Source organism: Luteimonas salinilitoris (genome assembly GCF_041300785.1).
GTDB classification, from domain to species: domain Bacteria; phylum Pseudomonadota; class Gammaproteobacteria; order Xanthomonadales; family Xanthomonadaceae; genus Luteimonas; species Luteimonas salinilitoris.
On record NZ_JBFWIB010000002.1, the window covers coordinates 497,699 to 512,710 of the forward strand.

At 68.0% G+C, this 15,012-nt stretch carries 13 protein-coding genes; 3 read left to right on the forward strand and 10 right to left on the reverse strand.

The genetic code is table 11. The features are described 5' to 3' along the window. Positions 1-51: 51 nt before the first annotated feature. Entirely contained in the window at positions 52-798 is a 747-nt protein-coding gene (locus AB5T46_RS05535) for a copper homeostasis protein CutC (RefSeq protein ID WP_370562859.1), read from the reverse strand. A 186-nt stretch (positions 799-984) separates the two neighbouring features. Here AB5T46_RS05535 and AB5T46_RS05540 point away from each other — a divergent pair, with 186 nt between their 5' ends. Next, positions 985-2,430, forward strand: a complete 1,446-nt coding sequence (locus AB5T46_RS05540) for an alpha-L-fucosidase (protein ID WP_370562861.1) — start codon at positions 985-987, stop codon at positions 2,428-2,430. Between the two features lie 254 nt (positions 2,431-2,684). Here the strand turns inward: AB5T46_RS05540 and AB5T46_RS05545 are convergent, their stop codons facing one another. Together AB5T46_RS05545 and AB5T46_RS05550 are read right to left on the reverse strand one after the other, a co-directional pair. Beyond that, on the reverse strand, positions 2,685-3,941 hold the full coding sequence (locus tag AB5T46_RS05545; protein ID WP_370562862.1) for an acyltransferase family protein: 1,257 nt from the start codon (positions 3,939-3,941) through the stop codon (positions 2,685-2,687). Positions 3,942-4,127: 186 nt separating this feature from the next. Beyond that, on the reverse strand, positions 4,128-5,789 hold the full coding sequence (locus AB5T46_RS05550; RefSeq protein WP_370562863.1) for an ABC1 kinase family protein: 1,662 nt from the start codon (positions 5,787-5,789) through the stop codon (positions 4,128-4,130). A gap of 309 nt (positions 5,790-6,098) precedes the next feature. Between AB5T46_RS05550 and AB5T46_RS05555 the strand changes: the two genes are divergently transcribed. After that, positions 6,099-6,335, forward strand: a complete 237-nt coding sequence (locus AB5T46_RS05555) for a hypothetical protein (RefSeq protein ID WP_370562864.1) — start codon at positions 6,099-6,101, stop codon at positions 6,333-6,335. 160 nt (positions 6,336-6,495) lie between these two features. Here the strand turns inward: AB5T46_RS05555 and AB5T46_RS05560 are convergent, their stop codons facing one another. The 7 genes from AB5T46_RS05560 to AB5T46_RS05590 all read right to left on the reverse strand — a co-directional run bounded on the left by AB5T46_RS05560 (position 6,496) and on the right by AB5T46_RS05590 (position 13,677). Beyond that, complete coding sequence (locus AB5T46_RS05560) at positions 6,496-6,852, reverse strand: DUF190 domain-containing protein (RefSeq protein ID WP_370562865.1); 357 nt, start codon at positions 6,850-6,852, stop codon at positions 6,496-6,498. Continuing rightward, the gene (locus AB5T46_RS05565; protein WP_370562867.1) at positions 6,849-7,286 is read right to left on the reverse strand and encodes a fluoride efflux transporter FluC; all 438 of its coding nucleotides are present in this window, start codon (positions 7,284-7,286) and stop codon (positions 6,849-6,851) included. Before AB5T46_RS05565 ends, AB5T46_RS05560 begins: the two co-directional genes overlap by 4 nt. After that, positions 7,283-7,669, reverse strand: coding sequence for a fluoride efflux transporter FluC (locus tag AB5T46_RS05570; RefSeq protein ID WP_370562868.1), 387 nt, complete (start codon positions 7,667-7,669; stop codon positions 7,283-7,285). The genes AB5T46_RS05565 and AB5T46_RS05570 overlap by 4 nt, the downstream gene beginning before the upstream one ends. Beyond that, positions 7,666-9,039: a replication-associated recombination protein A gene (locus AB5T46_RS05575; RefSeq protein WP_459558938.1), complete on the reverse strand. Its 1,374-nt coding sequence runs from the start codon at positions 9,037-9,039 to the stop codon at positions 7,666-7,668. Before AB5T46_RS05575 ends, AB5T46_RS05570 begins: the two co-directional genes overlap by 4 nt. A gap of 251 nt (positions 9,040-9,290) precedes the next feature. Continuing rightward, on the reverse strand, positions 9,291-9,920 hold the full coding sequence (gene lolA / locus AB5T46_RS05580) for an outer membrane lipoprotein chaperone LolA (RefSeq protein ID WP_370562869.1): 630 nt from the start codon (positions 9,918-9,920) through the stop codon (positions 9,291-9,293). 175 nt (positions 9,921-10,095) lie between these two features. After that, positions 10,096-12,447, reverse strand: a complete 2,352-nt coding sequence (locus AB5T46_RS05585; protein WP_370562870.1) for a DNA translocase FtsK — start codon at positions 12,445-12,447, stop codon at positions 10,096-10,098. Between the two features lie 162 nt (positions 12,448-12,609). Then, positions 12,610-13,677: an alanine dehydrogenase gene (locus AB5T46_RS05590; RefSeq protein ID WP_370562871.1), complete on the reverse strand. Its 1,068-nt coding sequence runs from the start codon at positions 13,675-13,677 to the stop codon at positions 12,610-12,612. A 241-nt stretch (positions 13,678-13,918) separates the two neighbouring features. On the opposite strand from AB5T46_RS05590, the gene trxB reads away from it, so the two are divergent. Next, positions 13,919-14,881, forward strand: a complete 963-nt coding sequence (gene trxB / locus AB5T46_RS05595; RefSeq protein ID WP_370562872.1) for a thioredoxin-disulfide reductase — start codon at positions 13,919-13,921, stop codon at positions 14,879-14,881. Positions 14,882-15,012: the final 131 nt, after the last annotated feature.

Sequence of the window (15,012 nt, forward strand, 5' to 3'; positions counted from 1 at the left end):
TTCGCGAGAGTGTCCGCCACGCGTCGGCATCGGTGGCGAGGAAGGCGTCGCTCATGCCCTCGCTGCGGCGTCGTGCAACGCCTCGAGGAGGCGACGCACCTCGGCGGCATCGCTGCGGGTTTCGCCGCCCGCCATGCCCAAGGCGTCCGTCGGCGTGAACCGCATCCGCGAAGGCAATGCGCGCTTGGCCGAGGCATGGAATTCACGTGCGCCGGTCGCGGCCATGAGCGCGGTGATGTTGCCGGCGTCGATGCCCGCGCCTGGCATGATCTCGATGCGGCCGGCGGCCCGTTCGATCAGCCGCCGCAGGTGGGCGCTGCCTGCCATCGCGCCGGCCGCGCCGCCGGAGCTGAGCACGCGCCTGAAACCGAGGCCGATGACCGCCTCGAGCGCTGCCGTCGGGTCGCGGCAGACGTCGATGGCGCGATGGAAGGTGAGGTCGAGCCGGCCGGCGGCGGAGACCAGTTCCCGGCAACGCGCTACGTCGACGTCGCCACCCGCGGTCAGCGCACCGACCACCACGCCGTCGCAACCGGCGGCGGCGCAGTGGGCGATGTCGGCGAGCATGGTCGCGTGCTCCTCGTCTGCGTATGCGAAATCGCCGGCGCGAGGCCGCACCAGCACATGCACCGGAATGGACAACCTTTCGCGCACCAGTGCGATCTGCGCCGGCGACGGGGTCAGGCCGCCCAGCTCCAGTGCCGCGCACAGTTCGATGCGCGAAGCGCCCCCCTCCTGCGCGGCCAGCGCCGAGGCGAGCGAGTTGGCGGCGATCTCGAGGACGTACGTCGCATTCATCCTGGCGCGTTCCTGTTCCGCTGGCGGGTCCTTCATTATGTGCCGGCTCCCTGTTCTGGTTCGGATGACGATGATGCCATTGCCGACGGCATTCGCTCGCGAAGATGCGCACGTTACTACGGCCTCCCTGGATCCGGCAGGGCCAATCGAGCCTCGCGAAAAGAACCAACCCATCGAGAGCAACCAATGAAACCACTACAACTCTTACTGGCCGCGCTGTTGTGCGCTGTGCCGCTGTCCGCCACGCACGCAGAAAGCAGCGGCGACTACGTGCCGGAAACCGATCCGCTGGTGCTGCGGAAGCTGGAGCAATGGCAGGACTGGAAGTTCGGCTTCATGATGCACTGGGGCCCGTACAGCCAGTGGGGCGTGGTCGAGTCGTGGTCGATCTGCTCCGAGGACGTGGACTGGTGCAAGCGGCCCGAGGGCGAGGCCTACGTCGACTACGTCGAGCGCTACGAGCAATTGCCGACCACATTCAACCCGGTCAAGTTCGACCCGGAGCTGTGGGCGAAAATAGCGAAGGACGCCGGCACGAAGTACGTGGTATTCACCACCAAGCACCACGACGGCTTCAACATGTTCGACACCCGCCAGGGCGATTACCGCATCACCGCGCCAGACGTGCCCTTCCACGCCAATCCGCGTGCCGACGTCACCAAGGAAGTATTCGACGCGTTCCGCGCGCAGGACTTCGGCATCGGCGCCTATTTCTCCAAGCCCGACTGGCACAGCGACGACTACTGGTCGCCGCGGTGGGCCACGCCGAACCGCCACAACAACTACGACACGCGCAAGCATCCGGACATCTGGAAGCGCTTCGTCGACTTCACCCACGCGCAGGTCGACGAACTGACCTCCCGATATGGCCCGGTCGACATCCTGTGGCTGGACGGCGGCTGGGTACGCCCGACCGACACCATGGACGACGTAGCGGACGGCAACGCCGGCGTGCCGTGGCCGCAGGACATCGACATGCCGGCACTCGCTGTGCTCGCACGCAGGAACCAGCCCGGCCTGATCGTCGTCGACCGCGCCGTGGGCGGGCGCTACGAGAACTACCGCACGCCGGAGCAGAAGATTCCCGAGGAGCCGCTGCCGTATCCGTGGGAAACCTGCATGACCCTCGGCGACTCGTGGTCGTACACGCCGAACGACAACTACAAATCCGCGCGTAGCGTGGTGCAGATGCTGGTCGACGTGGTCGCGAAGGGCGGCAACTACCTGCTCAACGTCGGTCCCGACGCCAACGGCGAGCTTCCTCCGGTGGCGGTGCAGCGCCTGCAGGAAATCGGCGCCTGGATGAAGGTCAACGGCGAGGCGATCTACGCCAGCCGTTCCGTCGCACCCTACCGCGACGGCAAGTTCCGCTACACGCGGCTGAAGGACGGCACCGTCCATGCGTTCTACCTCCCCGACACGGATGAAACGGAGTTGCCGGCGACGCTGCGCATCCCCGGCCCTGCGCCTGCCGGCGGCGCGGAGGTGAAGCTGCTCGGCGACGAGGCGCCGCTGGCGTGGCATCGCGATGGCGACGCGACCGTGGTCGAGATCCCCGCATCGCTGCGCAAGCAGGCGGCCAACGCCTACGCCTGGGTTTTCCGCCTGCCCGGCGCGGTGGCTTCCAACTGAGCGGCGGCTGGAGCCCACCTCAACTGCATTCCCGCCAGCTTCCGTCCTCCGCCGGGCCGGGCCTTCCGGTGACGGCGGAGAAGAATGCCTTTCTCGACTCGCGGCGCTGAAGCAGCCGCTCGCCCCTTCGTGCCGACCTCGTGTGATGGCACTGCAGGCAGGAGACGACATGCCGTTCGGGACCGGCAGACCTGTCAGGGGAATCCTCGAACAAGGTCGATCGTCGCCTGCCCCTGCAGTTCGGCCACCACTCGCTACTTCCGTGATTCTCCACCGCGAGCTTCGCGCGCGACGGGACCGCCAATCCCGGACGCAGCCTCCAGGGATGGCGCCGGGGATTCACCCACCAGCGCCAGCCTCCCGCCGTTCACCAATGCGAAGGCACGCGGCAGCCCGCGCGCCAGGAGCAAGCCGACACCGATCGCGATGGCGACGGTGGCCATGACGCTGGCGACGTAGTGCGCCACCATCCATGCGTCACTGGGTGTCGGAACCCATCGCCACAGCACGATCTTGATCTGGGCGATCAGCGGAAAATGGGCCGCGTGCAGGAAGAATGCCAATCCCGAATAGCTGGCGATCCGCGCTCCCAGGCGCGTGGGTGCGATCTGCAGGAACATGCCCCAGACCGCCAACACGCCGACCAGACGCATCAGGCGCGTGGCCAGGGTCAGCAGCGCGGGACGAGCGCCGTCGAAATCGATGAACATCGGCGCGGCGGCGCGCAAGGCTACCAGGGCAACGTACACGGCCAACAAGACCAGCGCGACGTTGCGGTCGATCTGCAGCGGTGTGCCGCGGAGACGAAGCAAGGCGCCAAGGTAGAAGAAGAACGCCACGTCGGCGCGGAAGAAGATCAGCAGGCCGCTGCCGGCCAGCCATGCGGCACCGAGCACCGCCATGCCCAGAAGCGGCGCATGCCTCAACACCCACCACAGCACCGGGCTGACGAGCGCGGTGACGAACAGGTCGCGCACGAACCAGAACTGGAATCCGACCGGATGCTGGGTGATCCCGAACACGGCATTCAGATAGTCCAGCCACCCTGCGCTGCCGAACCGCAGGTTGACCTGATCCAGCAATGGGTGGTGTGGCGACTGTGCATAGAGTATTGCCAGGATGGCCAGGAACAGCAGGTTCCAGAACACGAGCGGCAGGTAAAGGGAAACGAAGCGGCGCCGGATGCGCTGGTTGAGCACCGCGCCCGGATTGTCGACGGGCAAGGCAAAGAACAGCCAGCCGGAGACCATGCTGAGCAGCGGCACCACGCTGAAGAAGAAGAACAGCACGAAGCTGTTGATGAAGGTGGCGACCGGATGTTCGGCCACGTCCATGCCGTCGAACGGGGAAGTCCGTGAGTTCGGATAAGCGTGGTAATGCAGGAACACCAGGCCGACGATCAGGGCGATCCGCGCGAAATTGATGGTCTGCGACAGTCGCGCTCCGTCGAGCGTGCGTGCAGAACCGGAGATCCAGCTCGCCGGGGTCTTGGAATTCAGCAAGGCTTCCATCGCGCTTTTCATGAACGCAGCTATGCTTGTCTAGACGCCATCGGATGGTGTGATCGGCCAAATCGTTCCCGGCATTGGATTGCGAGGCCGGAATGCCGGCATCATCGCATGGTGCGCCGCAGCGCGATGCATGCGCCCTTCCCTGCCGCATCGCTCCCGCCGCCGGCCGGCGATTGCCGATCCTTCTCAATCGCGCGGTCCCCGCTCCTCCCAAGGCCGCGCCTTGCGGTCGCTGCGCAGCGCGGAAATCACGATGGCGACGGCCATCACCGCGGCCAGGACGAACAGCACCAGTGCGAACGCGGGATAGCCGAACAGCGTGGTCTCGGTTTCCACCTGGGTCAGCATGGCGGCGCCGATCACCAGCGCGGCGGTGATGATGCCGGCGCAGACGCGGTTGGCGATCTTCTGCAGGCTCTCCATCAGGTGCGATTCCTCCAGTCCCGCGACCTGAATGCGCAACCGGTTGTCGGCGAGCAACGGCAGGATGTCGGCGGCCTTCCTCGGCGCTCCGCGCAGGAGCGATTGGGTTTCGAGCGCTTCCATGCCCAGCCGCCGTGGCGACAGCGACGAACCCAGGCGCTGGCGCATGATCTCGTAGGCGTGTTGCTCAACCGATGCCTTGACGTTGAACTCCGGATCCAGTGCGTCGGCCACGGCCTCCAGGTTGAGCATGGTCTTGCCCAGCAGCGTGGTCTCCACCGGCATCCGCAGATTGCAGGTCATCCCGACCCGCGCGAGTTCGAGCAGCAGCGTGCCTTCGGAAAAGCCCCGGCGCTCGGAGCGCACGGCGTACCTGGCGACGAGTTGCCCGACCTCGTGCATGTAACGGGCATCGTCGAAGCGCTCCAGGCGGGTGCTGATCGCCGCCGCCTCCAGCGCGACGTCCTCTCCCCTGCCGTCGACCGCGGCCAGCACGATTTTCAGCAGTCGCTCGCGCAGGCGCGGCGGCACGTGCGCGACCATGCCGAAGTCCAGCAGCGCGAGCCGGTGATCGTCGGTGAGCAGCACGTTGCCCGGATGCGGGTCGGCATGAATCTCGCCATGGACGAACACCTGGTCGAGATAGCCGGTCAACAGCGCGGTCGCGAGCGGCCGGAAGTCGTGCTCCATGCGTTGCAGGCCGCTGATCTCGGTGACCTTGCGCCCGGCCACATAGGCCATGGTGAGGACATGGGCGGAGCTGTAGTCCCAGATTGGCGCGGGCACCAGCAGCTCGGGGTACATCTGTAACCGCTCGCCGAAGCGCTCGAGGCTTTCCGCTTCGGCCACGTAATCGAGTTCGGCCAGCAGCGAGCGGCGCAGTTCCGCCACCAGGTCGACGAAGTGCATGCGCGCGCCCAGCGAGGTGAAACGGTCGGCACCGCTGGCGAAGGCGGCCAGCACCTCCAGGTCGGCGACGACCTCGCGCTTGATCCCCGGCCGCTGGATCTTGACCGCCACTTCGCGCCCGTCGTGCAGCCGGGCGCGGTGCACCTGCGCCAGCGACGCGGATCCGAGCGGCGTTTCGTCGATGTCGGCGAACGCCTTGCTGAGCCTGACGCACAGCTCCCGCTCCAGGATCGGGCGCAGATCGCCGAACGGCAGCGGCTGCACGTCGTCCTGCATCCGCGTGAGCGCCTCGATGTAGACCGGCGGAAGCGAATCGGTGCGCGTCGACAGCGCCTGCCCGATCTTGATGAAGGTCGGACCGAGCCGTTCGAGATCGTCGACGAACGCCGTGGCGCCGGCACGGTCGCCGCGTTGCGCACGCGTCATCGTTCCGCCGAAGACACCCGAGCGGTAATACTTGACCGCGAACTGCATGATCCGCGACGACCGATCCAGCCGGCCCAGATGCTCGAACATTCCTCACCTTCCGTTTTTGCGTACACGGTGTCAGCACGTTCGTGAACGGAGCGTGCTGCCGGGCCGGCCAGGGCATGGCGGCGGCGAATCGTGGCTGCCTCCTCGAATGCGTCGCCGGTACGACCGCCCGGCGTGCATCGAGTATCGGCACCGCGACTCTCGGTGGCGTGAACCGGTCGCGTCTTCATCCGGCATGAACGTTCCACTGCGCTGGCGGCATTCGCGCCCGCCCGGCCGCCTGCCCTTTCACCGGATGATCCCGGGCGCGGTCGCAGACTGGCGCCACATCCGTTCCGAGAGGTATCTCCGATGGCGACCTGCGATGTCTGCGGCAACCGCTACGACAAGGCGTTCCAGGTGATCCGAGGCGACCGGACCGGCACGTTCGACTCCTTCGAATGCGCGATCCAGGCGTTCGCGCCGCAGTGTCCGCATTGCGGATGCCGGGTGATCGGCCACGGCGTGGAGGACGACGGCAGCGTGTACTGCTGCGCCCATTGCGCCCGGGAATCCGGCGTACAGGGCCTGGCGGACCGCACCGACTGACGACGAAAAACGCTGGCGCTCGTCTCGAAAAGCCTGCTTAGCCGCGTATTGGCGCGGATGAACACGGATACGGCCGCAGTTGAGGATGCGAGGAGCCGCTTCGCGTTTGACCGCTTATCCGCGTTCATCCGCGTCGATCCGTGGCGAATGACTTTGGGTTCTAGCCGAGTTCGCCGGCGTCGGGTCCGGTGCCGTCGTAGCGCACGACCTGCACCTTCTCGAGCGTGACCAGGCAACCGCCGAGCATGCCTTCGAGCGCGGGCAGGAAATCGCGGATGCGTGCTTCGGCATCGACGATCTCGACCACGATCGGCAGGTCGTCCGACAGCCGCAGGATCTTCGCGGTATGCAGCCGGCTGGAACGGCCGAAGCCCATCGTGCCGCGCAGCACGGTGGCGCCGGCCAGGTGCCGCTCGCGCGCCGCCAGCACGATCGCCTCGTACAGGGGCCTGCCGGCATGCTGGTCGCTTTCGCCGAGGAAGATCCGCAGCAGGGTGGATTCGGCGGGAATGTTCATGATGCGTGCTCCGGGTTGTCACGTTTGGCGCGGATCGGGCGCATGGCCAGTCGTGTGCCGGCGAGATAGCCGACGGTGACGGCCACGAGCCAGGCCGACACCGAGCCGAAGAAGACCGCTGCAGCCAGCGCGTGCCGGCCCTGCAGCATGGCCTCGAGCAGTTCGGTCGTGAACAGCGAGAACGTGGTGAAGCCGCCGCAGAAACCCGCCATCACGAACTGGCGCTGCGCGGGGGACGCGTCGAACCGGCTTCCGGGCGCGACCAGCGCGGCATAGAACCCGATCAGCGCCGAGCCGGCGACGTTCGCGGCCAACGTGCCCCAGGGGAAACCCGCACCGCCGGCGCCCAGCGCGATCCCCGTTCCCCAGCGCGCACCCGCGCCCAGCGCGCTGCCGAGCGCGACCCAGGCGACAAGCGGGACCCGCGGCTTCATCGGGTGGCGAGCCAGTGGCCGGCGAACACCGCGCACAGGCCGGTCGCCAGCGACAGCAGCAGGTAGCCCGCGGCGCGGCGCACGCTGCCGTCGCGGGCCGGCAGCAATGTCTGCAGGCTGAGCGAGGAGACGGTGGTGTAGCTGCCGAGCACGCCCGCGCCCAGGCACAACCAGAGCAAGCGTGACTGCGCCGCGTCGGCATGCACGACGCCGATCAGCCAACCCGCCGCGAATGCGCCGCTGGCGTTGACGGCCAGCGTTCCCCATGGAAAGGTTTCGCCGACGCGGCGCCCGATCCAGCCCGACACCGCATAGCGCAGCGCGCCGCCGCCGGCACCGCCGAGCATCACGCACAACAGCTGCATCCACCAGGGTGCGGTCACGACGCGTCGCCCTGCCCGCCTTCTTCACGCGCCCGGCGCCGCAGGTCGCGCAGACCGTCGAGCTTCTCCTTCAGTTTCGATTCCAGTCCGCGCGCCACGGGCTCGTAGTAGACCCGCTCGCCCATCGCGTCCGGAAAACCGGTCTGGTCGAGCGCGATCCCGCCTTCGGCATCGTGATCGTACTGGTAGCCCTTGCCGTAGCCGAGCTGCTTCATCAGCCTGGTCGGCGCGTTGCGGAAGTGCAGCGGCACGTCGAGCGTGCCGTGCTCGTGGACGTCATGCTTCGCGGCATTGAACGCGGCATAGCCGGCGTTGGACTTGGCGGTGCTGGCGAGATACAGGACCAGCTGCGCCAGCGCCAGGTCGCCCTCCGGGCTGCCGAGCCGGTCGTACGTGTCCCAGGCGTCGATCGCCATCTGCAGCGCGCGCGGATCGGCCAGGCCGATGTCCTCCACCGCCATCCGCGTCAGCCGCCGCGCCAGGTAGCCGGGATCGCAGCCGCCGTCGAGCATGCGCGCGAGCCAGTACAGCGCAGCGTCGGGATTGGAACTGCGCACGCACTTGTGCAGCGCCGAGATCTGGTCGTAGAACTGCTCGCCGCCCTTGTCGAAGCGGCGGGTGCGGTCGGCCAGCACCTGCTCGAGGATGGCGTCGCTCACCGCCCCGCCCTGCTCCACCGCGAGTTCGGCGGCGATTTCCAGCAGGGTCAGGCCCCGGCGCACGTCGCCGTCGGCGGCAGTCGCGATCAGCCGCAGTTGCGCATCGCCGACGACCAGGCCGCGACCGCCGAGGCCGTGCTCGGCATCGTCCAGCGCCCGCTGCAACGCGGCGGCGATGTCGTCCGCCGAAACGGCCTCCATCACGTGTACGCGACAGCGTGAAAGCAACGCCGAATTCAATTCGAACGAAGGGTTCTCGGTGGTGGCGCCGACGAACAGGATGGTGCCGCGCTCGATGTGCGGCAGGAAGGCATCCTGCTGCGCCTTGTTGAAGCGGTGTGCCTCGTCGACGAACAGCACGGTGCGGCGCCCGCCCGCGAACAGTTGCCCGGCCTCGGCGAGCACCTTGCGTACCTCCGGAAGGCCCGAAAGCACCGCGGACACGGCACGGAACTCGGCATCGGCGTAGTGCGCAAGCAGCAATGCGAGCGTGGTCTTGCCGCAGCCGGGCGGTCCCCAGAGGATCATCGAGTGCACGCGACCGGACTCGATCGACTGCCGCAGCGCCGAACCCGGGGCCAGCAGCCGGCGCTGGCCGACCATCTCGTCCAGCGCGCGCGGCCGCATGCGCTCGGCGAGCGGGCGCAGCGCAGTGCGATCCACGCTCAGCAGATCGTCGCCGTCGTTCGGTCGGGGCGTGGCCTTGGGCACGCCGGCATTCTACCGCCCGGCGCCACCGGGACAGCTCGCCGTACGGTCGGCCGGCTCGGGATTGTTCCTGCCAAGACCCGGAACCCGGATCGTCCAAGCCCGTCATCCCAGCGCAAGCTGGGATCCACTTGCGGTTGCGCTTCGGCGGTTCGAAAAAACAACGACAGCGAGATCAAAATGGATCCCAGCTTGCGCTGGGATGACGGGGCTTCAGCCTTCCGAGTCGGCGTCTCAAGTGCCGGTTTTTCCCCTCAGATATCGCCGACCACATCGACACCCTCGGGCGGATCGAACGTAAAGGTGCCGGCGGCGAAGGACGGGTTCTTCTTCCAGCCGCTGAAGGCGATCTCGGTCCGCTGGCCGAGCGCGTCGACCACTTCCATCCGCGCCAGTCCGTCGGCGTCGAAGCCCAGGCGCGCCGACTGGAAGCCCGCGTCGTCTTCGGCCTTCGGCGCAACGCTGAGCCACTGCAGGCCGTCGCTGTCGTCGACCTCTTCCACGGCGTAATCACGGTCGAGCCTGCCCGGCTCGATCAGCACCGCCAAGGGACTGTTCCGCTCCTCGGTGCTCTGCGGCTGCACCGTCACCTGCTCCAGGTCCGGATCGTAGACCCAGACCTTGCTGCCGTCGGCGACGATCAGCTGCGGATACGGCTCCGCGTATTCCCAGCGGAACAGGCGCGGCGCCGACAGCGCCACGCGGCCGCTGGAGCTCTCCTTGACCTGGCCGCGGCCATCGTAGACACGCTGGGTGAACTGGCCATCGAGGCCCTCGATGTCGTCGGTGAACCGGTCGAGCGCGTCGCGGGCGCCGCCGGCGAAGGCGCTGCCGGCGAAGCAGGCGGCGGCCACGAAAGCGAGAATGCGGGCAGTGCGGATCATGCGGCTACTCCGGACATCGGGTTGCGGAAAGTCTGCGAAGAGAGGGCTGAATGCGGGCCGACGGCCGGGTTCTCTGGAAGCGCGGCGTTCAGAAGTGAGTGAAGAGGAGTGAGAAATGAGAGAAGGCGGACGCCGGCTCCTACTCGTTTCTCACTCCTCTTCACTCACTCCTCGCCTACTTCGGCGGCGGCGGCGCCAGCACGCTGCGGTCGCCGTTATGCTCCGGCGGGCTGACCACGCCTGCGGCTTCCATCGCCTCGACCAGGCGCGCGGCGCGGTTGTAGCCGATCTTCAGGCGCCGTTGCACGCCGGAGATCGAGGCACGCCGGGTTTCGGTGACCACGCGCACCGCATCGTCGTACAGCGGATCGGATTCGTCCCCTCCCCCGCCGCCGCTCTCCGGCAGCCCGGTCGGGCCGACCACGACGCCGTCGCCCATGGTCTGCGTCTCCTCCAGCACGCCCTCGATGTAGTCCGGTCCGCCGCCGCTCTGCCTGAGGTGGTCGACCACCCGGTGCACCTCCTCGTCGGAAACGAAGGCGCCGTGCACGCGCTCGGGCAGCGCGGTGCCGGGCGGCAGGTACAGCATGTCGCCGTGGCCGAGCAGGGTCTCGGCGCCGGACTGGTCGAGGATCGTGCGCGAGTCGATCTTGGAGCTGACCTGGAAGGCGATGCGGGTCGGGATGTTGGCCTTGATCAGTCCGGTGATCACGTCCACCGACGGCCGCTGCGTGGCCAGGATCAGGTGGATGCCGGCGGCGCGCGCCTTCTGCGCCAGCCGTGCGATCAGTTCCTCCACCTTCTTGCCGACGATCATCATCATGTCGGCGAACTCGTCGATGAACACGACGATGAACGGTAGCGTCTCCAGCGGCTGCGCCACCTCGTCGCTTTCCGGGTTCGGCCTGAACAGCGGATCGAGCAGCGGCTGGCCGCCGTCCTGGGCGTCCTTGACCTTCTTGTTGAAGCCGGCCAGGTTGCGCACGCCGACCGCGCTCATCAGCTTGTAGCGGCGCTCCATCTCCGCCACGCACCAGCGCAGGCCGTTGGCGGCCTCCTTCATGTCGGTGACCACCGGCGCCAGCAGGTGCGGGATGCCCTGGTAGACGCTGAGCTCGAGCATCTTCGGGTCGATCATCAGCATCCGCACGTCCTTGGCGGAGGCCTTGTACAACAGGCTCAGCACCATGGCGTTGACCGCCACCGACTTGCCCGAACCGGTGGTGCCGGCGACCAGCAGATGGGGCATGCGCGAGAGATCCGCGACGGTCGGCCGGCCACCGATGTCCTTGCCGAGCGCCAGCGTCAGCGGGCTGCCGGACTTGTCGTATTCCTTGGAGCGCAGCAGCTCGCTGAGATAGATCATCTCGCGGCGGGTGTTGGGCGTCTCCAGGCCGACCACCGACTTGCCCGGGATCACATCGACCACGCGCACCGACTTCACCGACAGCCCGCGGGCGATGTCCTTGTCCAGCGAGCTGATCTGGCTGACCTTGATGCCGGGCGCTGGTTCGATCTCGAAGCGGGTGATCACCGGACCCGGATAGGCGCCGACCACCTGCGCCTCGATGCGGAAGTCCTTGAGCTTGAACTCGATCTGCCGCGACAGCGTTTCCAGCGTGTCCTCGTCGTAGCCCTTGGGCTGCGGCTTGGGATCGTCGAGCAGCGACAGCGGCGGAATGCCGGAACCGTCGCCGACATGGAACAGCGGGATCTGCTGCTCGCGCCTGGCGCGGTCGCTCTTCTCCACCTGTGGCACCGCCGGCGGCTCGATCTTCACAGGCGTGCGCTTGGCGCGCAGTTCGGTATCGACCTTGCGCGTCTCCCCGCGCTCCTCGCGCCAGTCGCGCGCCTGCTTCCATTCGCCGGCCTGCTTGCTGCCGCGGCGGAGCAGCGCCGGCAGCTGCAGCGCCCACTGGCCGATGCGGTCCATCACCGCCAGCCACGACAGGCCGGTGGCGAGGGTGACCGAGACCAGCAACAGCGCCAGCAGGAACAGGTTGCCGCCGACCGGACCGAAGCCGCCGTACAGCGAATTGCCGACCAGGCGGCCGAGAATGCCGCCGCCGCCCGCGGACAGGTCGGCCGCGTTGGGCATCCGCAGCGCCAGCAGGCCGGTCGCGGAGATCAGGAAACCGACGATGCCGATCAGGCGCAGCGCCGGACCGAGGTCGGCCTTGCCGTCTCCGTCCTGGTCCATGCCGAACAGCGCGATCCAGGCGACCGCGCCCAGCATCAGCGGCAGCAGGTAGGCGACGTAGCCGAACAGGTGCAGCAGCACATCGGCCAGCCAGGCCCCCACCGGGCCGCCGACATTGTTCAGCGGTGCGGTGACGCTGCCCGACCGCGACCAGCCCGGGTCCTCGGGCGAGAAGGTGATCAGGCTCGCCAGCAGGTAGAGCAGCAGCGGCGCGATCAGGATCAGCGCGATGTCGCGCCACAGCCGCTGCCGGCGCGGATTGGGGGCCGTCGCCTGCTTCGCCGTGGCGCGCTGGCGCCTGCTGCTTTCCTGGAGCGGTCGTGCCACCGTGTGTTTTTACCTTAGGAATACGGCCTAGAGGCTTGATCTTAAGCGAATAACCCCGGTTTCGCGAACTTCCCGCCGTAGAGCGGAGCTTGCTCCGCTACTCCCGGCTCCGGAGCCCGTGCAGCGGAGCAAGCTCCGCTCTACGGGGAGCCCGCCCATCCGTCAGAGTGCCATGCCCTGCAGCGCCGGATGCATCAGCTTCCCGTCCTCGACGTTGATGCCACGCTCCAGCGCCTGATTGCCGCGCCAGCCGCCCGAGGCCAGCTTGCTGACCCAGGGCAGAATCGCCGCGCAGATCGCCTGCGAACTGGTCTGCGGCACCGAGCCGGGCATGTTGGTCACGCAGAAATGCGCCACGCCTTCCTCGACGTAGGTCGGCTCGGCCCAGGTGGTCGGGCGCGAGGTCTCGAAGCAGCCGCCCTGGTCGATCGAGATGTCGGCCACCACGCTGCCGGTCTCCATGCCCTTGAGCATCTCGCGGGTCAGCACGTGCGGCGCCTTGGCCCCCGGGATCAGCACCGCGCCGATCACCAGGTCGGCCGAGGCCACCTCGCGCGTGACCAGGTCGTCGTAGGGATACAGCGCGGTGACGTTGGCGCCCAGCGCCATCATCTGCGCCATGCGGTCCTGGCGCTTCTCGAACACCACCACGTTGGCGCCGCCGGCGGCCAGCAGCGCGGCCGACGCGCCGCCGGCCATGCCTGCGCCGAACACCACCACCCTGCCGCGCTCGGTGGACGGCAACCCGCCCAACAGCTTGCCCTTGCCGCCCTGCGGCTGGTGCAGCAGCGTGGTGCCGACTTGCGCGGCGATCTTGCCGGCGATGATCGACATCGGCGCCAGCAGCGGCAGGTCGCCGTTCTCCAGCTCGACGGTCTCGAAGGCGACGCCGGTCAGGCCGATGTCGAGCAGTCTGCGCGTCAGCGCCGGCTCCGCCGCCAGGTGCAGGTAGCAGAACAGCAGGTGGTCGTTGCGCAGCAGCGCGAGGTCGCCCTCGATCGGCTCCTTGACCTTGACGATCAACTCGCCGCGCTCGTACAGCGCGGCCGCGTCCGGCGCGATCTTCACCCCGAGCCGGGTGTAGTCCTCGTCGCTGAAGCGCGACTTCAGCCCCGCACCCGATTCCAGCCACACATCGTGGCCGCGGTTGACGAGGTCGCCCGCGGCGGCGGGCACCAGCGCCACGCGGCCCTCGAGGGTCTTGGTTTCCTTCGGCACGCCGATACGCATCGTATCTGTCTCCAGTGTTCCTGATGGTTCCGGCCGCAGTGCGGCCGTTGTCATTGAAGTCTTACGAAAAACCCGCGCATCGGATGCGCGGGCCCCGTGGCCGCGACGCCCATCGTCCATGCGCGTCGCGGATCGAACTGATTGTTCCGGCGTCGTCCACCCGACGCGCCTTGTTTTGCCGCAGCCGCACCGCCAAGCTATGCGCTTCGAAACGCTGCGATTTCATGGCCTGCGAGTATACATGAGCACCTCCAAGCACTGCCGTCTGTTGATCCTCGGTTCCGGTCCCGCCGGCTGGACCGCCGCCGTCTACGCGGCTCGCGCCAACCTGCAACCGGTGGTGGTCACCGGACTGCAGATGGGCGGGCAGCTGATGACCACTACCGAGGTCGACAACTGGCCCGGCGACGCCCGCGACCTGATGGGCCCCGACCTGATGGCGCGGATGCAGGCGCACGCCGAGCGCTTCGGCACCGAGGTGATCTTCGATCACGTCCACAGCGCCGACCTGTCGCAGCGGCCGTTCCGGCTCAAGGGCGACAACGGCGAGTACACCGCCGACGCCCTGGTCATCGCCACCGGCGCCACCGCCAAGTACCTCGGGCTGCCGTCGGAGGAGGCCTACAAGGGCCGCGGCGTCTCCGCCTGCGCCACCTGCGACGGGTTCTTCTACAAGGACCAGGACGTGGCCGTGGTCGGCGGCGGCAACACCGCGGTCGAGGAGGCGCTGTACCTGTCCAACATCGCCCGCAAGGTGTACCTGGTGCACCGCCGCGACACCCTGCGTGCCGAGAAGATCATGCAGGACAAGCTGCAGGCCAAGATCCAGGCCGGCAAGATCGAGCCGATCTGGCATCACGTGGTCGACGAGGTGCTGGGCAACGATGCCGGCGTCACCGGGCTGCGGCTGAAGTCGGTGCAGGACGACATGACCCGCGAGATCGTCGTGCACGGCTTCTTCGTCGCCATCGGCCACACCCCGAACACCTCGCTGTTCGAGGGCCAGCTGGCGATGAACAACGGCTACCTGGAGATCCGCTCCGGCCTCGGCGGCGGCGCCACCGAGACGTCGGTACCCGGCGTGTTCGCCGCCGGCGACGTCGCCGACCAGCACTACCGCCAGGCGATCACGTCGGCCGGGTTCGGTTGCATGGCGGCGCTGGATGCCGAGAAATTCCTCGACCAGGGCGAGGGAACGCGCTGAGCCGATGCCCTGTCGGCATCGGCTGCGGTCCCGAGCGCCCGACCATGGATTGGCCGGGCAGGACGGACCCGAAGACGCACAAAGTCGCGCCATGGACGGCGGCCACACACAACCTGAAACCCGTAGAGCGG